A 19,726-nucleotide genomic window follows, 5' to 3' on the forward strand; every position below is an offset into this window, starting at 1 on the left:
GTCATTTCTGCCGCCGCATCGCACCCGGCGCGATCCCGCCGGCCCGCGCGGGACATTCCGCAAGCGCGCGCGAACTCATCTACACTTGCCGTTTTCTCGATTCTGCGACGTGCGGCCGCACCGGCCGCGGCGTCCCACACCCATCGCCTACCGCTCATGCCCGCGCCTTCCGACTTGCCCGGCCGCCCGGCCAACCTGCTTGGCCTCACCACGTTCCAGCGCTTCTGGAGCGCGCGTGTGCTGTCCTCGATCTCGTTTCAGATGCTGTCGGTCGCGATCGGCTGGCACATCTATGCGCTGACCAAGAGCGCCTACGCGCTCGGCCTGGTCGGCCTCGCGCAGTTCCTGCCGATGTTCGTGCTGACGCTGGTGGTGGGGCACGTGGCGGACCGCTACGACCGGCGCCGCATCGTCGCCGTGTGCCAGAGCCTGCTGGCGATGGCCTCGGTGGTGTTCCTGGCCGGCACGCTCGGCGGCTGGCTCAACGCGCCGGCCATCTACGCGCTCGCGGCCTGCCTCGGCGCGGCGCGCGCCTTCGAGAACCCCACCGTGGCCTCGCTGCTGCCGGCCGTGGTGCCGCGCGCCGAGCTGCCGCGCGCGACCGCCTTGTCCACCTCGGCCACGCAGACGGCAATGATCATCGGCCCGGCCGCGGGCGGCGTGCTGTACGGCCTGGGACCCAGCGTGGTGTACGTGCTCGGCGTGGCGATGTTCGGCTGCGCGGCCTGCCTGATGGGCTCGCTGCAACTGACCAGCAAACCGGTTGCGCGCGCACCCGTCACGCTCGAATCGGTGTTCTCGGGCATCGCCTTCATCCGCCGCGAGCCGGCGATCCTCGGCGCGCTGTCGCTCGACCTGTTCGCGGTGCTGTTCGGCGGCGCGGTTTCGCTGCTGCCGATCTACGCGCATGACTACCTGCAAACCGGCCCGTGGGGCCTCGGCCTGCTGCGCTCGGCGCCCGCCATCGGCGCGCTGGCCGGTACGCTGTGGTTCGCGCGATTTCCGATGCGCAAGCGGCCCGGCATGGCGATGTTCGGCGGCGTGATCGTGTTCGGCATCGCCACGCTGGTGTTCGGCGTCTCGACCTGGCTGCCGCTGTCGCTGCTGTCGCTCGCCACGCTCGGCGCGGCCGACGTGATCAGCGTGGTGGTGCGCTCCTCGCTCGTGCAGCTTCGCACGCCTGACGAAATGCTCGGCCGCGTGAGCGCCGTCAACGCGCTGTTCATCGGCACCTCGAACCAGCTCGGCGAATTCGAATCGGGGATCACGGCCGGCTGGTGGGGCGCGCGCCCGGCCGTGCTGGTCGGCGGGCTCGGCACGATCGCCATCGCGCTGCTGTGGATGCGGCTGTTCCCGGCGCTGCGCACCATGCGCTCGCTCGAAGCCGAGAAGTAAGGCTCGAACCGCCTCGCGGTGGCGGCCAGCTTGCCGCCGCCGTCACGCGCAGGCATCATCGGTCGAAACCGGCGCGGCCCCGCCTTGCGGGCCGCGCCCCTCGAACCCGCCTCGCGCCCCTTCCCGCCCATGTCGATACGCGCCTTCCGCACCCTCGTCGCGATCGCCCGTCACGGCACGTTCGCGCGCGCCGGCGACGCGATCGGCCTCACGCAATCGGCCGTCAGCCTGCACGTCAAATCGCTCGAAGCCGAATTCAACGTGCTGCTGTTCGACCGCTCGCGCCGCCAGCCCGCATTCACCGAAGCCGGCCGCATCGTGCTCGCGCAGGCCGAGCAGATCCTCGCGATGGTCGATGCGATTCCCGATGCACTGAGCGACGAGAAACAACTGGTCGGCCGGCTGCGCGTGGGCGCGATCCAGACGGCGCTGGCCGGGCCGATGCCGGACGCCTTGCTGGCGCTGCGTCTCGCGCACCCGGCCCTGCGCGTGCATGTGGCGGCGGGCCTGTCGTCGGCGCTCGCGCAGCGCGTGGCGGGCGGCGAACTCGACGCGGCCGTCACCACCCACCCGGTGCGCCCGCACCCGGCCGGGCTGGTCTGGCGCACGCTCTACGAGCATCGCTACTGGCTGGTCGCGCCGCCGCGCTACGAGGGCTGGAGCGTGCGTGCGCTGCTGGAGGAACTGCCGTTCATCCGCTTCGACGCGCAGGCCTGGGCCGGCCGCGAGATTGCCGCCGAACTGCGGCGCATGAGCATTCGCGTGCGCGAGGAGATGGTGCTCGACAGCACCGAAACCATCGTGCACATGGCCTCGCGCGGCCTCGGCGCGGGCGTGGTGGCGCTGCACGATTCGGTGCTGGCGCGCCTGCCGCCGGTGGTGCGGCTGCCGTTCGGGCAGCCGCAATTGCGCAGCGCGGTGGTGCTGATCGAGCATCGCTCGCGGCCCGCGCAACGTTTCGCCGAGGCGCTGGCCGCCGAACTGATCGCGTCATCAATGAGGTTTTCTCATTGATCACCCGATAAATCACCATCATTTCTCGTGGGTCTGCGTGCTACTTTGACTGAATCGTCAATCTTGCGCAGGCCCTCATGTCTTGCTTCGTTTCCCTGAATGATTCGCGCCGACGCGCGCGCCGGGCGGCCCGCCCATGAGCGGCGCGATCGTCCTGGCGCTGGTGCCCGTGGCGCTGCTGGTGGCGCTGGGCTATCTACTCAAGCGCACCGGCTTCATCGCCGACGCGTTCTGGCCGCCCGCCGAACGGCTCTGCTACTACGTGCTGCTGCCGGCGCTGTTCGCGCACGGCCTGGCCACCGCGCGGCTCGACACGCTGCCGGTCGGGCCGCTCGCGGGGGCGCTGGTCGGCTCGACGCTGATCGTCGCGCTGGCGGTGCTGCTGGTGCGGCGCTGGGTGCGCGTGGACGGCGCCGGCTTCACCTCGGTGTTCCAGGGCGCGGTGCGCTTCAACAACTACGTGGGCACCTCGGTGGCGGCCGGCCTGCTCGGCCAGCAGGGCATCGCGCTGTCGGCCGTATGCGTGGCGGCCATCGTGCCGACCGTCAACCTGTTCTGCGTGCTGGTGTTCGCGCGCTACGGCGCGGTGAAGCTCGGGCCGGCCGCGGCGCTGCGCCAGATCGTGACCAACCCGCTGGTGGTGGGCTGCGCGATCGGCGGCGTCATGCAGGCGAGCGGGATCGCCGTGCCCGCGCCGATCGAACCGGCCGTGCGGGCGCTCGGCGCGGCGTCGATGCCGCTCGGGCTGCTGTGCGTGGGCGCGGCGCTGCGCTTCGGCGGCACGCGCGTGTGGCTGCATCCGATGCTGGTCGCGTCGTCGTTCAAGTTCCTGGCGATGCCGCTCGCCACCGTGGCGGCCGGGCGCGCGCTCGGCCTCGGCGATGCAGTGATGACGGTGGCGCTGCTGTTCCAGGCGCTGCCGACCTCGTCCTCGTCGTACATCATGGCGCGGCAGTTGGGCGGCGATGCGCCGCTGATGGCCGGCATCACGGCCGTGCAGACGCTGGTGGCGATGGTGGCCATGCCCGTGATGATGGTGGCGCTGGCGGGGCTGGCGCACACGGGTTGAACGCGGCGCGCCTGCCGTGCGGCGGAATGGAAATGCTTCGGAGTGCGAGCGTTTGCCGTGAACCGCGCGCTTCGGTCAAACCGCCGGATCGCGCGGCGCGGCATGGCGCGCGAGAAAGCGATCGAGTTGCGAGGCGAACGCCTTGCCGTCCTGCGGCGAATACGGCGCGGGGCCGCCGGTATCGACACCCGAGCCGCGCAACTGGTCGAGCATCTCGCGCATCGCCAGCCGCTCGCGGATGTTCTCGCGGCTGAACCAGCCGCCGCGCGTATCGAGCACGAACGCGCCCTTGTCGAGCGCGGCGGCGGCCAGCGGAATGTCGGACGTGATCACCAGGTCGCCCGCCTCGGCCAGCTCGACGATGCGCTGATCGGCGGCGTCGGGCGTGGCCGGCACCTGCACGGATTTCACGAAGCGCGACGGCGGCACGCGCAGATACTGGTTCGCGACCAGCGTGACGCACACTTCGACGCGTCGCGCCGCGCGAAACAGCATGTCCTTGACGACGACCGGGCAGGCGTCTGCGTCGACCAGCACTTGCATGGGGGAATCCGGGAAACAGGAAACCGGCATCTTACCGCTGTGGCGGGCCGGCGCCGGAATCGGGCTACATCCGTCGCCGTGCCGCCCCGCCGCCGCTTACCCCAGCTTCGGCGCCTTGCGGTGCTGCGTGGCCTGCTCGAACGCATGGGCGATCGCGATCAAGCCCGCCTCGCTCCACTGCCGCCCGACGAAGATGATCCCGAACGGCGAACCCGACGCGTAATACCCGGCCGGCACCGTCACGCCCGGCAGCCCGGCGATGTTCAGCTCGCCCACCGTGGTTTCCTGGATCGTCTCCTCGCCCATGAACGGCGGCAGTTCGCTGCGCATTTGCGGGAACGCCAGCGCATCGAGCCGGTGCTCGCGCATCACCGCATCGAAGATCTTCAGATACGCGGCCTTCAGCGCGATGAACTCGGGCATCTCGGGCGGCCGCGACGGGTTCGCGAGCGCGGCCCGGAAATCGGCGAGGCTGTTCAGGTAGCCGAGAATCCCGCCCGCCGCGAACACGTCCTGCTTCGCGGTGGCCGCGGCGAATTCGGCGAACGTCTTCAGCGCGGCGTCCGGCCCGAGACGCTTCAGATACTGTTCGAGATCGTACGGAATCGACTCCATCCCGCGCGCGTCGAAATTGGCGAGCGGCCCCGTCGGCTCGCGCAGCGCGGCAAAGCCGCTGCCCGCGAACGGATCGTCGATCAGCGTCGCCCCGGCATCGCGCAATTCCTGCTTGGCGCGCTCGTACAGGCGCGCGGCCTCGTCCGACAGCGGCTGGGTGCGCCAGCCCGCGCCATACAGGCCGATCCGCTTGCCCTTCAGCGCGTCGGCGCTCAGGCCCGCCGCGTAGCCGCCCTCGGGCTGGTGGCCAACCGAGGCCAGCGTCTTCGGGTCCTCGGCCGTGTAGCCGGCCAGCACGTCGAGGCACAGCGCGGCGTCGCGCACGGTGCGCGCGATCGGCCCGACCACGTCGCGGTTGCCCGACAGCGGCACCACGCCCGCGTTCGGCACCAGGCCGATGGTCGGCTTGATGCCGACCAGATCCTGCGACGACGCCGGGTTCTGGATCGAGCCGCCGGTTTCTTCCGCGAGGCCGAGCACAGCCATCGCCGACGCCACCGCCGCTGCCGTGCCCGCGCTGCTCGCACCGGGCACGCGGTCCGGCATCACGACGTTGCGCGTGGGGCCGGCCCAGCTATCGTCGGCATGCGTGCCCGAGTGGCTCAACACCGGCACGTTGGTCTTGCCGAGCAGGATCGCGCCGGCCGCGCGCATCCGCGCGACCACCGGCGAATCGGTGGCGGGCATCAGGTCGACGCCGCCCGTCTTGCCGTACAGCAGCGACCAGCCGGCGGTGGTCGGAAAGCCGACCATGTCCATCGGGTCCTTGATCACCACCGGCACGCCGGCCAGCGGCCCGAGCGCCTCGCCGGCCGCGCGGCGGCGGTCGATCTCGCGCGCGTCGTCGAGCGCGGCATGGTTCAGGAAGATCATTGCGTTGTACTGAGCATTGAGCGCATCGATGCGCGCGAAGCACGCGCGCGCCAGCGATTCGGCGGTGAACGTGCCGGCGGCGAAGCCTGCCTGCACGCGCTCGACGCTCAGCGTATCGAGATCGATCGGCGTGATGTCTTGGGTTTGCGTCATGGTGTCTTCCGGATTCAGGGGTCAAACATCGCCCGCGCGCGCGGCGCGGGCGTCTCGTGGCCTGGGCCTGGCCGGGCGCGAATCGCGCCCGAGCCCGCTCAGACCGTCAGGAACGTCATGATCTTGTCGGCGTCGATGCCGTCGCGCGCCGCGTCGTGCACGAAGCGGCCGCGTTCGATGATCAGGAAGCGGTCGGCGATCTCCAGCGTGAACGACAGCACCTGCTCGGACACCAGCAGCGCAAAGCCGCGCTCCGCCTTCAGCCGGTTCAGCGTGCGCGCGATGTCCTTGATGATCGACGGCTGGATGCCTTCGGTCGGCTCGTCGAGGATCAGCACCTTCGGGTCCGACACCAGCGCCCGCGCAATCGCCAGCTGTTGCTGCTGGCCGCCGGAAAGATTGCCGCCGCGCCGCCGCCGCATTTCCCACAACACGGGGAATGCTTCGTAGATGTACTCGGGAATGCTCGGGCGGCGCACCCGGTCCATGCCGCTCAGGATGTTTTCCTCGACCGACACGTTCGGAAAAATCATCCGCCCCTGCGGCACGAAACCGAAGCCGGCGGCCACGCGGCGATCGCTGCGCGCCTGCGCGAGATCGCAACCGTTCAGCGCGATCCGGCCGCCGCGCGACGGGATCATGCCGATCATCGCCTTCAGCAGCGTGGTTTTGCCCATGCCGTTGCGGCCCATCACCGCGAGCGTCTCGCCGGCCGCGAGCGTGAAATTCAGGTCGTGCAGCACATGACTTTCGCCGTAATACACGTTCAGGTTCTCGACATTCAGCATGTTCAGTGTCCCAGGTAGACCTCGACCACGCGCGGGTCCTGCTGCACCGCGCTCATCGGCCCTTCGACGAGCTTCCTGCCCTGATGCAGCACCGTGACCTTGTGCGCGATCGACTTGACGAATTCCATGTCGTGCTCGATCACGATCACCGAGCGGCCGCGCGCGATCTCGCGCAGCAAGTCGGCGGTCAGCTCGCGCTCCTTCGCGCTCATGCCGGCCACCGGCTCGTCGAGCATCAGCAGCGCCGGCTCCTGCATCAGCAGCATGCCGATCTCCAGCCACTGCTTCTGCCCGTGCGACAGCAGCCCCGCGCGGCGGCCGAGCTGATCGGCGAGGAACACCTTCGCAGCGATCTCGTCGATCGCTTCGCGCAGCGCCGCGTCGCGCCGGAAGAACAGCGAGCCGAACACGTCGCGCTTGCGCGGGTAGGAAATTTCCAGGTTCTCCTCGACCGTCAATTCCTCGTACACCATCGGGTTCTGGAACTTGCGGCCGACGCCGGCGCGCGTGATCTGGTATTCGAGCATCCGCTCGAGGTGGTGGCCGTTGAAGCGGATGGTGCCCGCGGTAGGCCTGGTCTTGCCGCAGATCATGTCGAGCAGCGTGGTCTTGCCCGCGCCGTTCGGGCCGATCACGACATGCAGCTCGTTCGCGTCCACGTAGAAGTTCAGATCGTCGATCGCCTTGAAGCCATCGAACGACACGGTCAGGTTCTCGACCGACAACACGACGTCGTTCATTGCGCGCCCTCCCGATCCGACGTGAACGATTGCAGCAACCCGGCCAGCCCCTTCGGCAGGTACATCGGCACCACGATGAACAGCGCGCCGATCAGGTACATCCAGAAGCCGACGAAATGTTCGGACAGGTAACTTTTTGCCGCGCCCACCACCAGCGCACCGTACACCGCGCCGACCAGCGACAGCCGCCCGCCCACCGCCGCGTAGATCACCATCTCGACCGACGGCACGATCCCGCAGATCGACGGCGACGCGAACCCCACCTGCAGCGTGAACAGCGCGCCGCCGATCGCTGAGCACATCGCGGCGGCCGCGAACACGAACGCCTTGAACATGGCCGGGTCGTAGCCCGAGAAGCGAATCCGGTCTTCCCGATCGCGGATCGCCACCAGCACCTTGCCGAGCCGGCTGCGCACGATGAAGCGGCCGAGCAGCACGACGGCGAGCAGCAGCACCGCGCCGACGTAATACAGCACGCGCACCGCGCCGTTGCTCTGCACGTTGTAGCCCATGAAGGTCGGCAGGTTGGTGATGCCGTTCACGCCGCCCGTGTAGCCCTGCTGGCCGATGATCACGATCGACAGGATCGAGGCCAGCGCGAGCGTGACGATCGAGAAGTACACGCCGCCCACGCGCTTGCGGAAGTTCGCGTACGCCAGCAGGAACGCGAGCGCGGCCGGAATCAGCAGGATCGCCGGGATCACGAAGCCGACGTGCGCGAACGGCTTCCACCAGAACGGCAGCTCGGTGATGCCGTTCCAGGTCATGAAGTCGGGCACCGGCGGGCCGCCGTCGCTGCCGCCGAACACGGCGGCGGCCGGGTCGGCGGCGGTGGCCTCCAGCTTCATGTTCATCGCCATGAAATAGCTGCCCAGCCCGAAGAAGATGCCCTGGCCCAGGCTCAGGATGCCGCCGTAGCCCCACGCGAGCACCAGGCCGGCCGCGCAGAACGCGAACGTCAGGTACTTCGCGAACAGGCCCAGGCGAAACGTGTCGCACAGCAAAGGAATGGCCACGAGCAGCACGATCGCGAGGCCCACCACGCTGTAGCGGTTCGCGAACGCGGCGAGGCTGCCGCCGGCCGGCGTGCCGACGGAGCGCGCGCCGGGCGCGACGGATGCGGACGAAAGATCTTTCATGGTTTACCGCCGAAGTTTGAGCGCGAACAGGCCGTTGGGCCGGAAATACAGCGCGACGATCACGAGCAGCAGGATCACGGCCTTCGCCATCGAGCCGCTCAGCACCATCTCGAACAGCGACTGCATCTGCCCGATCGAGAAGGCCGAGAGGAACGTGCCGATCAGGCTGTCGACGCCGCCGAACACCACCACCACGAACGTGTCGACGATGTATTGCTGGCCGGTGACCGGGCCGGTGGAGGCGAGCAGCGTCAGCGCGCTGCCGGCGATGCCGGCCAGCCCGCAGCCGAGCCCGAACGTGACCGCATCCACCCGCTGCGCGTCGATGCCGGCCGCGCTGGCCATCGCGCGGTTCTGCATCACGCAGCGAATCCGCAGGCCCCAGCGGCTGCGAAACAGGAACAGGAACACCGCGAGCGCGACGCAGCCGGTCAGGCCGATGATGAACAGCCGGCTCAACGGGATGGCGGTGTTGCCGAGCGTCCACGCGCCCTGCAGCCAGCTCACGGTCGGCACGCTCACATCCACCGGCCCGAACAACTGGCGGAACACCTGTTGCAGCACCAGCGACAGGCCCCAGGTGGCGAGCATGGTGTCGAGCGGGCGCTTGTAGAGGCGCCGGATCATCACGCGCTCCAGCAGCACGCCCACCGCGAACGTGGTGGCGAACGCCACCAGAATGCCCACGAGAAAGTACGCGCCCATCAGCGACGGCAGCCAGCGCTGGAAGATCTGCGCGCACAGGTAGGTCATGTACGCGCCGAGCGCCATCAGCTCGCCGTGCGCCATGTTGATCACGCCCATCAGGCCGAACACGATCGCGAGGCCGAGCGCCATCAGCGCGAGCACGGTGAACATCGACAGGCCGTTGAAGACCTGCGTAAGCAACATATCGAGAGTCATGGTCGATCACCGGGAAAGCGCGTGGCCGGGGACGGCCACGCCGGAAGCGGACGCCCGCTCGCTTACAGCTTCGGGAACGGGTTCGGCTCGATCAGCGGCGATTCGTACAGGATGTCGACCTGGCCGTCGGCCCGGAACGCGCCGATCCGCGCGTGCTTCCACAGGTGATGGTTGGTCGCGTGGAAGCGCACCTTGCCTTCCGGCGCGTCCCATTCCAGGCCCGACGAGGCGGCCACCACCTTCTCGACCTGCAGCGATTTCGCCTTCTCGGCCGCGAGCTTCCACAGGTGCACCGAGGTGTAGCTCGCCTCCATGGTGTCGCCGAGCACGCGGTTCTGGCCGTAGCGCTTCTTGAACGCGCCGACGAACGCCTGGTTCGCGGGCGTCTTGATGCTCTGGAAGTAGCCCATGCAGCTCAACACGCCGACCAGGTTGTCGTTGCCGATGCCGTAGGCCTCTTCCTCGCTGACGGCCAGCGCCATGATGGCCTGGTTGCGGCCGTTGATGCCGGCGGAATTGAGCTGCTTGAACAGCGCGACGTTCGAGCCGCCCACGATGGTCGACAGAATCACGTCGGGCTTGGCGGCCTTGATCTTGGCGATCACCGACGAGAACTCCACCGCACCGAGCGGGAAGTAGTCCTCACCGACCACCGTGCCGCCCGCCTTCGCCACCACCGGATGCGCGATCCGGTTGATGGTGCGCGGCCACACGTAGTCCGAACCGATCAGGAAGAACTTCTTGCCCTTGTTCTTCGCGAGCCAGTCGATCGCCGGAATCACCGACTGCGTGGCTTCCTGCCCCGTGTACATGATGTTCTTCGACATCTCGAGGCCTTCGTAGTAGCACGGGTAGTACAGCAGCCCGTTGTAGCGCTCCATCACGGGCAGCACCGCCTTGCGCGACGCCGACGTATGGCAGCCGAAGATCACCGACACCTTGTCGCTTTCGAGCAGCTTCTGGGCCTTCTCGGCGAAGGTCGGCCAATCGCTCGCGCCATCCTCCACCACCGTCTGCACCGGCCGGCCGAGCACGCCGCCGTTGGCGTTCAGCTCGTCGATCGCCATCTTCTCGGCATCGACGATGTGCGCTTCGGCGATCGCCATCGTGCCGGTCAGCGAGTGCAGGATGCCGACCTTGATCGGGTCCGCCGCGGCCAGGGCGGAACGGCTCGCCAGCGTCGCGACCGCGGGAAACGCACCCGCCGCGACGGACGCGAGGGCACTCTTGATGAACGTACGTCGATTGGCTGTCATCGCTACCTTCGAAAAAATGAAGAAAAAAAAAGCCCGACGACCAGCGTGTGCTGGACGTCGGGCTTCCGTGGCCGTTGCGATGTCGGACGCCTTTGTCCGACACCGCGCAATCAGTGAGTACTCCGTGGCAAGGTGCAATTTCTCCTTGGCATGGGCGAAACATATCGCAGTGAAAAATCCGTGGCAAGCGGAAATTTTCGGGGCCGCGCGCGCCGCCCCGCGCCCGCCATGCGGGCCGATCCGGGTTTGTTTTCCTGCCCGCGAATCGGTTATGGTCTCGTCGACACGCCGCGAAACGCGACGCTCCGCGCCCGCCCGAGCGCGGCCCGTGCGGCCTCGATTCCTCTTACCGTTGCTTCGTCCCTCTCATGACTTCATCGCACCGCGACCCGATCCGGATCGGCGTCCTGCTTTCCGAAACCGGCGTGACCGCCCCGATCGAACGGTCCCAGCAGCGCGCCACGCGCTTCGCGACCGAGGAGATCAACGATGCCGGCGGCATCGACGGCCGCGAGGTCGAACTGGTGCTGTGCGACCCCGCCTCGCGCCCCGCGCGCTACGCCGAGCTGCTGACCGGCATGATCGCCAACGAGCGGATTCGCGTGGTGGTGGGCTGCTACATGTCGAGCACGCGCAAGGCCGTGCTGCCGGTGCTCGAACGCCACAACGCGCTGCTGCTGTATCCGACGCTGTACGAAGGCTTCGAATGCAGCCGCAACGTGATCTACACCGGCGCGGCGCCGAACCAGAACAGCTTCCCGCTGGCCGACTACATGCTGCGCAATCACGGCAAGCGCGTGTTCATGATCGGCTCCGATTACATCTATCCGTACGAAGCGAATCGCGTGATGAGCGATCTCGTGTTCGAGAACGGCGGCGAGAAGGCGGGCGAGATCTACCTGCCGCTCAACGCGGGCTACGACGCGTATCGCGACGCGATGAAGAAGATCGTTGCGGCCGCACCCGATTTCATCTATTCGACGGTGGTGGGCATCGGCATGGCGCATATCTACCGCGCGTATGCCGAAGCCGGCCTCGATCCGGCGCGCTGCCCGATCGCCACGCTGTCCACCACCGAAACCGAATTCACGGCGATGGGCGCCGAAATAGGCGAAGGCCACATCACGTCGTCGCCGTATTTCCAGTCGGTCGACACGCCGGCCAACCGCGACGTGCTCGCACGCTTTCGCCGCCGCTTCGGCGAGGACATGGTGACCGACATGTGCTGGGAGGCGGCCTATTTCCAGATGCATCTGCTGGCCGACGCGATGCGGCGCACCGGCGGCGACGAGCCCGATGCGCTGCTGCGCACGCTGCCCGGCCTCGAATTCGATGCGCCGCAGGGGCGCGTCAAGATCGACGAGCAGAATCACCACACCTACCTGCGCCCGCGCATCGGCCGGCTCAATGCGCACGCCCAGTTCGACATCCTGCACGAAGCGCCCGACTGGGTGCGCCCCGATCCGTTCGTGATCGCGTTCGGCGACGACACCGGCACCGCCGCGCTCGAAATGGCCGACGGGGGGCGCGAATGAAGCCGTTTCATACCGCCCGCACGCCGGAAGTCCTGCGTGCGATCCGTTCGCTGCATGTCGCCGTGATCCACCCCGACGACGACGATCGCGCCGAACTGATCGCGCAACTGAGCCGGATCGGCTGCCGCGTCTGCACGTTCTGGCCGCACGCCGCCGAGCTGCCCGACAACGTCGACCTGGTGTTCCTGGCGGTGCGCCCCGAGTCGCTCGCGGTCGAACTGACCTGGCGCGACCGGCGCGACGCGCCGCCGGTGATTCCGGTGGTGACCTACGAGAACCCGATCATCATCGAGGCCGTCATGCAGCTCGATGCGCATTGCGTGATTCCGTCGCCGGTGCGTTCGTTCGGGGTCCTGACGGCGATTTCGGTGACGATGTTCCAGCACCGCAATCGCCAGCAATTGGAGCGGCGCGTCAAGCGCAACGACGAGAAGGCCACCGAGCGCCGCCAGATCCAGCGCGCCACCGCGATCCTCAGCGAAAGCAACGGCATTTCGGAAGACAAGGCCTACGAACTGTTGCGCACGAAATCGATGACCGACCGCACGCCGATCGAGCAGATCGCCAACGCCATCATCAACGCGAGCCAGATGTTGCGAATGTGAATGTGCGGCCGCCCGGGCTCACCACGGCACCGTCAGCCCCTGGTAGTCGAGGTACTGCAGCCCCGCGCGGCCGGCCTGCGCCGCCATGGTGTCGAGCAGCTTCGGAATGCTGTCGTCGATGCCGAGCCGCGCCTGCGGGCCGCCCATCTCGGTGCGCACCCAGCCCGGCGCCATCAGCAGCAGCGTGCGCGGGTCGTCGGCGTGGCGCGCCGCGAAGCTGCGCATGAACATGTTCAGCGCGGCCTTGCTGGCGCGATACACCTCGTAACGGCCGTTCAGGTTGTTGGTCACGCTGCCCTGCCCCGACGACATCACGCCGATCGTGCCGCCCGGCGGCACCCGCGCTTCGAGCGCCTCGATCACCCGCATCGGGCTCAGTGCGTTGGTGACCATCACGCGCACGAATTCGTCGGTCGAGACGTCGGCCACCGTTTCGCGATCGTCGTTCTTGACGCCCGCGTTGACGAACAGCACGTCGAGCCGGCGGCCCGCCAGGCGCTCGCGCAACGCGGCCAGTTCGTCGGGCACGGTGATGTCGAGCGTTTCGACTTCGAGCGCGCCGCCCGCGTCGCGCGAGCGCTGTTCGAGCGGCGCGGTGGAATGGCGGCGGCCGGTGGCGATCACGCGCCAGCCGCGTTTCAGGTAGCCGTCGACCATCGCGAGGCCGAGGCCGCGCGATGCGCCGACGATCAATACGGTGTGCTGATGGTTTGCTGTCATGTGGCGTGCCCTCATCGAGTGGCCGGCGCGATCGCCAGCCGATGAACGCACTGTAGCGGCGCGCCGCACATGGCGGAAGACGCATGGCTTGCAGCAATAACCTGCACGGAACGCCATGTCTCGAACGCGTGCGTGCTAGCATCCGCGCATGCCCGATTCCGACCTCAACCTGCTCGTCGCGCTCGACGCCCTGCTCGCCGAAGGCAGCGTGGCCGGCGCCGCGCGGCGGCTCGGCCTCAGCGAATCGGCGATGAGCCGCACGCTGGCGCGGCTGCGCGCGGCCACCGGCGATCCGCTGCTGGTGCGCGCCGGGCGCGGCATGGTGCCGACCCCGCATGCGCAGGCGATCCGCGAGCGCACCCGCGCGGCGCTGCACGAAACGCTGGCGGTGCTGCGGCCGGCCGGCGCCGATCTCGATCTGGCCACGCTGCGCCAGACCTTGACGATCCGCGCCAACGAGGGCTTCGTGGAAGCGTTCGGCGCGCAGTTGATCGCGGCCGTCACGGCCGACGCGCCGCACGTGTTCCTGCGCTTTGCCGCCAAGCCCGCCAAGAGCGCGGCGCCGTTGCGCGAAGGCACGGTGGATCTCGAAATCGGGGTGCTCGGCGAGATGGGGCCGGAGGTGCGCATCCAGGCGCTGTTCCGCGACCGCTTCGTCGGTGTGGTGCGGCGCGGCCATCCGCTCGAACGCGAGCGACGCGTCAGCGCCCGGCGCTACGTGGCGTTCGGTCATGTGGTGGCCGCGCGCAAGGACAACCCGCGCGGCCCGGTGGACACCGCGTTGGCCGCGCTCGGGCTGGAGCGCATCATCGCCGCGGCCGTGCCGGGCTTTCCGGCCGCGCTGGCCGTGGCCCGCCATTCGGACCTGATCGCGCTGGTGCCGGCTTCGTTCTTCGATGCGCAGGCCGGCGACAGCGCCCACGCGTTCGCGTTGCCGGTGGACACCGGCGTGATCACCGTCTCGCAGATGTGGCACCCGCGGCTGGACGCCGACCCCGTCCACCGCTGGCTGCGGCAGCGCGTGCTCGCCGTGTGCCGCAGCCGATCGGCGGACTGATGCCCCGACGTACGGCTTACCAGGGAATCGTCTGGTTTTCCCAGCGCGTGAACGTGCCGGTCGGCGCGTCCGGCCCCTGCAGGGCCACCCGCACCGCCTCGCGCGCGCCTTCCTCCAACGTTTCGGTGCCCGAATAATTGTTGAGATTGGTGCGCGTATAGCCCGGCGACACCGCGTTGACCTTGATCCCTTCCGGCTCCAGTTCGAGCGCCATCGCCAGCGTGATGGCATTGAGCGCCGTCTTCGAGGCCGGATACACGGGGCCGAAGATCGCGCGATACGGGAACGCCGGATCGGAGTTGGTGGTCAGCGAGCCGACGCCGCTCGACACGTTGACGATGCGCGCCGCCGGAGCCAGCCGCAGCAGCGGCAGCATCGCCTGATACACGGCCAGCACGCCGAACACGTTGGTGTCCCACACCGCGCGCATCTCGTCGATCGAGACGTTGCTCGGGCGCGTGGTTTTCGAGTACTCCTCGATGGTCTGGCCGTCGCGCAAGCCGGTGTTGGAGATCGCCGCGTTGTTGATCAGCAGATCGAGCCGGCCATACGATTCGCGGATCAGCCGCGCCGCCGCGTCGATCGAGGCTTGGTCGGTCACGTCGAGCTGCAGCGCGCGCGAGCCTTCGCCCACTTCCTGCGCAGCCGCCTCGCCGCGGTCGAGCCGGCGCGAGCCGATCAGCACGAAACAACCGCGTGCAACCAGGTCCTTGGCGATCTGAAGGCCAATGCCTTGATTGGCGCCGGTCACGAGTGCAATGCGTTGGTCCTGCATGAGTTCTCCTGAATATCGGTTTTGGCGGGATCGGCAGGGGTACTAAACAGCGTGCGAATCCCGCTGCCCTTAATCGGGCCGGAATCAGCGCGCCGCGGCCAACTCGGCGGCCCATGCCTCGGCATCCTTGCCGGCCGGGATCTTCAGCGGCGTGGCCGGATCGGTGGCAGCGCGCCACACGGCCTCGGCCACGTCGATCGAATACGTCAGCGGCCCCGAGGTGTCGGCCATCCTGGCCAGCACCGTGTTGACCAGCTCGGCATAGGCCGGATGATCGAAGCCGGTGATGTTCGCGCGCGCGTTATCACCGAAGCGCGTTTCGGGCGAGCGCCCCGGCAGCACCAGCCGCACGCGCACGCCGAGCGGTTCGACTTCGAGCGCCAGCGATTCGGTGTACGCGTTCACGGCCGCCTTGCTCGCGCGATAGGCACTGATCAGCGGCAGCGGCTTGATCGTCACGCTCGACGTGACGTTCACCACCACCCCGGCCCGGCGCGCGCGGAACTGCGGCAACACCGCCTGCGTCAGCGCGATGGTGCCCACGGCGTTGGTCTCGAACACGCTGCGCACCGTGTCGAGCGGCACCAGTTCGGCCGGCGAGGCTGCGCCGAAACCGGCGTTGTTGACCAGCACGTCGATCGGGCCGGCCGCCTCCACGGCCGCGCGGATGCTGTCCGGGCGGGTCACGTCGAGCGCCAGCACGCGCAGGTTCTCGGAAGCCGGCAACAGGTCCTCGCGCGGCGTGCGCATGGTGGCGACCACACGCCAGCCGCGCTCCAGGAACAGCCGCGCGGTTTCGAGGCCGAAGCCCGACGAACAGCCGGTGATCAATACGGTTTGCATGCATGACTCCTGTCGAACAAAGAAAAGGTGCCTCTACGATAGGGGCTCGCCGCCGTACTTGCTACAATCAACAATCCGAATTTCATTTGCGAGAGTCCGGCCGTGATCGATCCCTTAGCCGAGGTCGTGGGCTTGTTGCAGCCGAGCGCGCGCTTTTCCAAGTTCGTCTACGGCGCGAGCCCGTGGCGCGTCAGCCGCACCGATTCGGGCCAGCCGTTCTATTGCGTGGTGCTCGACGGCGGCTGCCATCTGATGGTGGACGGCCACGAGCCGACCGAGCTGCGCACCGGCGATTTCGTGCTGATTCCGGCTGCCTACGGCGTGGGGATGTCGAGCCTGACCGCGCCGCCGCCCGAGGCGGACAACTCGATGCCCACCCCGCTGCGCCCCGGCGAGTTCCGGATCGGCGCGGCCGAGCGGCCGATCGATTCGCGCATCGTGGTCGGCCATTGCAGCTTCGGTTCGCCCGACGCGGCGCTGCTGGTGTCGCTGCTGCCGAGGCGCGTGCATGTGCGCGGCGAGGCACGGCTGGCCACGCTCGTGCAACTGATGCGGGAGGAATGGAGCGAACAGCGGCCCGCGCGCGAGGAGGTGCTGACGCGGCTGCTGGAGGTGCTGCTGATCGAGGCGCTGCGCTCGACGGCCGGCACCCAGGCCTCGCCGGGCCTCGTGCGCGGCCTCGCCGACAGCCGGCTGGCCGCCGCGATTCGCGGCATGCACGAGCGCCCCACCCATGCGTGGACCGTCGCCGCGCTCGCCAAGCAGGCCGCGATGTCGCGCTCGACGTTCTTCGAGCGCTTCAGCCACGCGGTCGGCGTCGCGCCGATGGAATACCTGCTGACCTGGCGCATGGCGCTGGCCAAGGATCTGCTGCGCCGCAATCAGGGGCGCATCGCCGAGATCGCGCAGCGCGTGGGCTACAGCTCCGCCAGCACGTTCAGCGTGGCGTTCACGCGGCACGTCGGGCAGCCGCCGTCGCACTATGCGCGCGAACAGACAGTCGCCGACCCGGCCTGAGGCAACACTGCCCGACGACTGGATGCCTGCAGCCCGACAAGCCGCGCCCCGCCTCGAAAACCCCGGCAAGCCAGGGGTTTCCCTGACTTTTCCGGCGAGACGGGCGACACTGCCGGACTGTTCGACGAAATCGGCGGCCCCGGCGCGTCCCGGGCACGACGTTTCGTCATGCTTTCCGATTCAGGAGTTTTCATGACCGACCCGATGCGCGCGCCTGCGGACGACGAAGCGCGCCAACTGTTCCGCCACGCGATGGCGCACCTCGGCGCCGCCGTCAACGTGATCACGACCGACGGCCCGCTCGGCCGCTGCGGCGTGACGGCCAGCGCCGTGTGCTCCGTGACCGATGCCCCGCCCACGCTGCTGATATGCCTGAACCGGTCGAGCAGCACGCACGCGGCGTTCACGAGCCACGGCACGCTGTGCGTCAACGTGCTGCCGGGCGAACACGAATCGCTGGCGCGTCATTTCGCAGGCCTGACCAAGCTGCCGATGGACGAGCGCTTCGGCCAGACCGACTGGGACCTCGGCCGCGACGGCGTGCCGGTGCTGCGCGACGCGCTGGCCAGCGTGCAGGGCACCATCGTCGAGATGAAGGAAGTGGGCTCGCACACGGTGCTGTTCGTGGAGGCGACCACGATTCGCGTGCGCACCGATGCGGACGGGCTGATCTATTTCGGCCGCGCGTTTCATCGCGTGGGGCGGACGGTGGAAGTGACGGTGTGATGCCGCGCGGCAAAGGCCGCGCTCCGGCAACGACATGCGACAACGGCGCCTTCAAGGCGCCGTTGTCGTTTTTGCATCGCAGTCGTGGCAATGCACGCCTGCCTCACGCCCCCTCTCGCACCGCCCCAACCACCAACTCCGCGAGCGGATGATGCTCACCGCGCCGCGACCGGATCGCGTAGATCTCCTCGACCGCGCCCTCGGCGCGCCCGAGCCGCCGCAGCCCGCGCAGCAACGCCGCATCGCTCGCCCCCGATTCGCTCAACGGAAACACCCCCAGCCCGCGCGCGCCGAACACGGCCATCAGCGCGCTGTCCTCGAACTCGCCGACGATGCGGGGCCGGATGCCGAGCGTTTCGAACAGGCGCTCCAGTTGCGCGCGCAGCGGCGAATGCGGGGTGGGCAACAGCACCGGCAACGTGGCCAGGCACTCGGGAAACCGTGCACGCGCGGCCGCCGTGACGAGCGAGGCCGGCCCATACCAGTCGACCGGCGAGGCCGCCAGCCGCTCGCTGGTGAGCCGCAGCGACGGATGCGGCGGCGCGGGCTGGCTGGCCAGCACCATGTCGAGCCGGTGCAGCGCCAGCTCGGCCAGCAGTTCGTCCAGTTCGCCCTCGTGGCACAACAGGCGCAGTTGCGGCGTGTCGAGCGCCGGCGCCAGCACGGCATGCGCGGCCAGCTTCGACACGCCGTCGGTCAACCCCACCGCGAGCCGCGCGGTCTCGCCGCTCGCGGCGGCGCGCACGTCGTCGGCGATCCGCGCGCCGATCCGGAACATCTCGTCGGCGCGCGCGAACGCCGCCTGCCCCGCCTCGGTCATGGTCACGCCGCGCCCGGCCGGCTTCAGCAGCGGATGGCCGAGCACGCGCTCCAGCTCGCGCACCTGTGCGCTGATGGTCTGCACGGCCATGTCGAGCCGGTCGGCCGCACGCGCGAACCCGCCCTCCTTGACGACGACCCAGTAGTAGTAGAGATGGCGGAAATTCAGCATGATGACCCTGGCGGCAACGTCACGATTCGTAAAAACCGAAGTATGAATCAGCTTCACGCTGGTTTTTTCGAACCCGGCAAGCGCCGATCATAGCAAGCCTCGACCACGCGTTCTCATCGGATTCCGGAACTCCCCATGGACCACCTGTTGACCCTCGCCGCCGATCCCGCCATCTGGGCCGCCCTCCTGACGCTGGTGGCCATGGAGATCGTGCTCGGCATCGACAACCTGATCTTCATCTCGATCCTCAGCAACAAGCTGCCGGAAGCGCAGCGCGCCCGCACCCAGCGGATCGGCATCGGCCTCGCGCTGATCCTGCGCCTGGCGCTGCTCGGCACGGTGGCCTGGATCGCGCGGCTCACCCAGCCGGCCTTCACGCTGTTCGATCACGCGTTCTCGTGGCGCGACATGATCCTGATCTCGGGCGGGCTGTTCCTGGTGTGGAAGGCGACGCGCGAAATGCATCATCACGTGGCGCCCGGCGGCGGCGACAGCGCGGGCGGCGGCGTGGCCGCCGCGGTGCTGACGCCGGTGGCGGCGATCGGCCAGATCCTGGTGCTCGACATCGTGTTCTCGATCGACAGCATCGTGACGGCGATCGGCATGACCGAGCACGTCGCGATCATGTTCATCGCGGTGATCTCGGCCGTCACGGTGATGCTGTTCGCAGCCGGCCCGCTGTCGCGCTTCATCGATCGCAACCCGACCATCGTCATGCTGGCGCTGAGTTTCCTGGTCGTGATCGGCATGACGCTGATCGCCGAAGGGTTCGGGACGCACGTACCGAAGGGCTATATCTACGCGGCGATGGCGTTCTCGGCCTTCGTCGAGGGCATGAACATGCTGTCGCGGCGCGCCAAGGACAAACGCACGGAGGCGGGCGGCGGGCACTGAAGCCGCCCTGCGGTGGTGGATTCGGGAAGGAAAACGAAGTAACGCGGAACGCAACCGGACAGCGGGCGGCAAAGC

20 protein-coding genes are annotated in these 19,726 nt (G+C 68.6%); 9 read left to right on the forward strand and 11 right to left on the reverse strand.

The window, feature by feature from the left end; translation table 11 throughout:
- Window positions 1-156: 156 nt before the first annotated feature.
- The 3 genes from AB4850_RS11725 (at window position 157) to AB4850_RS11735 (ending at window position 3,478) form a co-directional block, all read left to right on the forward strand.
- Window positions 157-1,395, forward strand: coding sequence for an MFS transporter (locus AB4850_RS11725; RefSeq protein ID WP_414439971.1), 1,239 nt, complete (start codon window positions 157-159; stop codon window positions 1,393-1,395).
- A gap of 129 nt (window positions 1,396-1,524) precedes the next feature.
- Window positions 1,525-2,409: a LysR substrate-binding domain-containing protein gene (locus AB4850_RS11730; protein ID WP_414439972.1), complete on the forward strand. Its 885-nt coding sequence runs from the start codon at window positions 1,525-1,527 to the stop codon at window positions 2,407-2,409.
- A gap of 136 nt (window positions 2,410-2,545) precedes the next feature.
- Window positions 2,546-3,478: an AEC family transporter gene (locus tag AB4850_RS11735; protein ID WP_414439973.1), complete on the forward strand. Its 933-nt coding sequence runs from the start codon at window positions 2,546-2,548 to the stop codon at window positions 3,476-3,478.
- A 75-nt stretch (window positions 3,479-3,553) separates the two neighbouring features.
- On the opposite strand, the gene AB4850_RS11740 is transcribed toward AB4850_RS11735, so the two are convergent.
- From AB4850_RS11740 to urtA, 7 genes are all read right to left on the reverse strand, one after another.
- Window positions 3,554-4,021 (reverse strand): YaiI/YqxD family protein, encoded by a 468-nt coding sequence (locus tag AB4850_RS11740; RefSeq protein ID WP_414439974.1) that lies wholly within the window; start codon window positions 4,019-4,021, stop codon window positions 3,554-3,556.
- A 96-nt stretch (window positions 4,022-4,117) separates the two neighbouring features.
- On the reverse strand, window positions 4,118-5,662 hold the full coding sequence (locus AB4850_RS11745; RefSeq protein WP_414439975.1) for an amidase: 1,545 nt from the start codon (window positions 5,660-5,662) through the stop codon (window positions 4,118-4,120).
- Between the two features lie 98 nt (window positions 5,663-5,760).
- Window positions 5,761-6,450 carry an urea ABC transporter ATP-binding subunit UrtE gene (gene urtE, locus AB4850_RS11750; RefSeq protein ID WP_414439976.1) on the reverse strand — a complete coding sequence of 230 codons (690 nt, stop codon included), beginning with the start codon at window positions 6,448-6,450 and terminating at the stop codon, window positions 5,761-5,763.
- 2 nt (window positions 6,451-6,452) lie between these two features.
- Window positions 6,453-7,190 carry an urea ABC transporter ATP-binding protein UrtD gene (gene urtD, locus AB4850_RS11755; protein ID WP_414439977.1) on the reverse strand — a complete coding sequence of 246 codons (738 nt, stop codon included), beginning with the start codon at window positions 7,188-7,190 and terminating at the stop codon, window positions 6,453-6,455.
- Window positions 7,187-8,329, reverse strand: coding sequence for an urea ABC transporter permease subunit UrtC (gene urtC, locus AB4850_RS11760; RefSeq protein ID WP_414439978.1), 1,143 nt, complete (start codon window positions 8,327-8,329; stop codon window positions 7,187-7,189). Before urtC ends, urtD begins: the two co-directional genes overlap by 4 nt.
- Before the next feature lie 3 nt (window positions 8,330-8,332).
- Window positions 8,333-9,232 (reverse strand): urea ABC transporter permease subunit UrtB, encoded by a 900-nt coding sequence (gene urtB / locus AB4850_RS11765; RefSeq protein ID WP_414439979.1) that lies wholly within the window; start codon window positions 9,230-9,232, stop codon window positions 8,333-8,335.
- Window positions 9,233-9,294: 62 nt separating this feature from the next.
- Window positions 9,295-10,488, reverse strand: a complete 1,194-nt coding sequence (gene urtA / locus AB4850_RS11770) for an urea ABC transporter substrate-binding protein (protein ID WP_414439980.1) — start codon at window positions 10,486-10,488, stop codon at window positions 9,295-9,297.
- Between the two features lie 368 nt (window positions 10,489-10,856).
- On the opposite strand from urtA, the gene AB4850_RS11775 reads away from it, so the two are divergent.
- Together AB4850_RS11775 and AB4850_RS11780 are read left to right on the forward strand one after the other, a co-directional pair.
- Complete coding sequence (locus AB4850_RS11775) at window positions 10,857-12,023, forward strand: transporter substrate-binding domain-containing protein (RefSeq protein ID WP_414439981.1); 1,167 nt, start codon at window positions 10,857-10,859, stop codon at window positions 12,021-12,023.
- A complete protein-coding gene (locus AB4850_RS11780) occupies window positions 12,020-12,628 on the forward strand; it encodes an ANTAR domain-containing response regulator (RefSeq protein ID WP_206127918.1) in 609 nt (202 codons plus the stop codon). Before AB4850_RS11775 ends, AB4850_RS11780 begins: the two co-directional genes overlap by 4 nt.
- Before the next feature lie 18 nt (window positions 12,629-12,646).
- On the opposite strand, the gene AB4850_RS11785 is transcribed toward AB4850_RS11780, so the two are convergent.
- Window positions 12,647-13,348 carry an SDR family NAD(P)-dependent oxidoreductase gene (locus AB4850_RS11785; RefSeq protein WP_414439982.1) on the reverse strand — a complete coding sequence of 234 codons (702 nt, stop codon included), beginning with the start codon at window positions 13,346-13,348 and terminating at the stop codon, window positions 12,647-12,649.
- Window positions 13,349-13,496: 148 nt separating this feature from the next.
- On the opposite strand from AB4850_RS11785, the gene AB4850_RS11790 reads away from it, so the two are divergent.
- Window positions 13,497-14,405, forward strand: a complete 909-nt coding sequence (locus AB4850_RS11790) for a LysR family transcriptional regulator (RefSeq protein WP_414439983.1) — start codon at window positions 13,497-13,499, stop codon at window positions 14,403-14,405.
- Between the two features lie 16 nt (window positions 14,406-14,421).
- Here the strand turns inward: AB4850_RS11790 and AB4850_RS11795 are convergent, their stop codons facing one another.
- A complete protein-coding gene (locus AB4850_RS11795) occupies window positions 14,422-15,180 on the reverse strand; it encodes an SDR family NAD(P)-dependent oxidoreductase (RefSeq protein ID WP_414439984.1) in 759 nt (252 codons plus the stop codon).
- An 84-nt stretch (window positions 15,181-15,264) separates the two neighbouring features.
- A complete protein-coding gene (locus tag AB4850_RS11800; RefSeq protein WP_414439985.1) occupies window positions 15,265-16,023 on the reverse strand; it encodes an SDR family oxidoreductase in 759 nt (252 codons plus the stop codon).
- Window positions 16,024-16,125: 102 nt separating this feature from the next.
- On the opposite strand from AB4850_RS11800, the gene AB4850_RS11805 reads away from it, so the two are divergent.
- Window positions 16,126-17,040 (forward strand): AraC family transcriptional regulator, encoded by a 915-nt coding sequence (locus AB4850_RS11805; RefSeq protein WP_414439986.1) that lies wholly within the window; start codon window positions 16,126-16,128, stop codon window positions 17,038-17,040.
- A gap of 192 nt (window positions 17,041-17,232) precedes the next feature.
- Entirely contained in the window at window positions 17,233-17,766 is a 534-nt protein-coding gene (locus tag AB4850_RS11810) for a flavin reductase (protein WP_414439987.1), read from the forward strand.
- Window positions 17,767-17,869: 103 nt separating this feature from the next.
- On the opposite strand, the gene AB4850_RS11815 is transcribed toward AB4850_RS11810, so the two are convergent.
- Complete coding sequence (locus tag AB4850_RS11815) at window positions 17,870-18,757, reverse strand: LysR substrate-binding domain-containing protein (RefSeq protein ID WP_414439988.1); 888 nt, start codon at window positions 18,755-18,757, stop codon at window positions 17,870-17,872.
- Window positions 18,758-18,892: 135 nt separating this feature from the next.
- On the opposite strand from AB4850_RS11815, the gene AB4850_RS11820 reads away from it, so the two are divergent.
- Window positions 18,893-19,651 (forward strand): TerC family protein, encoded by a 759-nt coding sequence (locus AB4850_RS11820; protein WP_414439989.1) that lies wholly within the window; start codon window positions 18,893-18,895, stop codon window positions 19,649-19,651.
- Window positions 19,652-19,726 lie beyond the last annotated feature (75 nt).

The organism is Burkholderia sp. 22PA0106 (assembly GCF_047497155.1).
Lineage (GTDB): Bacteria > Pseudomonadota > Gammaproteobacteria > Burkholderiales > Burkholderiaceae > Burkholderia.

Coding starts and splice junctions, on each gene's coding strand:
- AB4850_RS11725 (WP_414439971.1), top strand. CDS start 157: ATGCCCGCGCCTTCCGACTTGCCCGGCCGCCCGGCCAACCTGCTTGGC.
- AB4850_RS11730 (WP_414439972.1), top strand. CDS start 1,525: ATGTCGATACGCGCCTTCCGCACCCTCGTCGCGATCGCCCGTCACGGC.
- AB4850_RS11735 (WP_414439973.1), top strand. CDS start 2,546: ATGAGCGGCGCGATCGTCCTGGCGCTGGTGCCCGTGGCGCTGCTGGTG.
- AB4850_RS11740 (WP_414439974.1), bottom strand. CDS start 4,021: ATGCAAGTGCTGGTCGACGCAGACGCCTGCCCGGTCGTCGTCAAGGAC.
- AB4850_RS11745 (WP_414439975.1), bottom strand. CDS start 5,662: ATGACGCAAACCCAAGACATCACGCCGATCGATCTCGATACGCTGAGC.
- urtE (WP_414439976.1), bottom strand. CDS start 6,450: ATGCTGAATGTCGAGAACCTGAACGTGTATTACGGCGAAAGTCATGTG.
- urtD (WP_414439977.1), bottom strand. CDS start 7,190: ATGAACGACGTCGTGTTGTCGGTCGAGAACCTGACCGTGTCGTTCGAT.
- urtC (WP_414439978.1), bottom strand. CDS start 8,329: ATGAAAGATCTTTCGTCCGCATCCGTCGCGCCCGGCGCGCGCTCCGTC.
- urtB (WP_414439979.1), bottom strand. CDS start 9,232: ATGACTCTCGATATGTTGCTTACGCAGGTCTTCAACGGCCTGTCGATG.
- urtA (WP_414439980.1), bottom strand. CDS start 10,488: ATGACAGCCAATCGACGTACGTTCATCAAGAGTGCCCTCGCGTCCGTC.
- AB4850_RS11775 (WP_414439981.1), top strand. CDS start 10,857: ATGACTTCATCGCACCGCGACCCGATCCGGATCGGCGTCCTGCTTTCC.
- AB4850_RS11780 (WP_206127918.1), top strand. CDS start 12,020: ATGAAGCCGTTTCATACCGCCCGCACGCCGGAAGTCCTGCGTGCGATC.
- AB4850_RS11785 (WP_414439982.1), bottom strand. CDS start 13,348: ATGACAGCAAACCATCAGCACACCGTATTGATCGTCGGCGCATCGCGC.
- AB4850_RS11790 (WP_414439983.1), top strand. CDS start 13,497: ATGCCCGATTCCGACCTCAACCTGCTCGTCGCGCTCGACGCCCTGCTC.
- AB4850_RS11795 (WP_414439984.1), bottom strand. CDS start 15,180: ATGCAGGACCAACGCATTGCACTCGTGACCGGCGCCAATCAAGGCATT.
- AB4850_RS11800 (WP_414439985.1), bottom strand. CDS start 16,023: ATGCAAACCGTATTGATCACCGGCTGTTCGTCGGGCTTCGGCCTCGAA.
- AB4850_RS11810 (WP_414439987.1), top strand. CDS start 17,233: ATGACCGACCCGATGCGCGCGCCTGCGGACGACGAAGCGCGCCAACTG.
- AB4850_RS11815 (WP_414439988.1), bottom strand. CDS start 18,757: ATGCTGAATTTCCGCCATCTCTACTACTACTGGGTCGTCGTCAAGGAG.
- AB4850_RS11820 (WP_414439989.1), top strand. CDS start 18,893: ATGGACCACCTGTTGACCCTCGCCGCCGATCCCGCCATCTGGGCCGCC.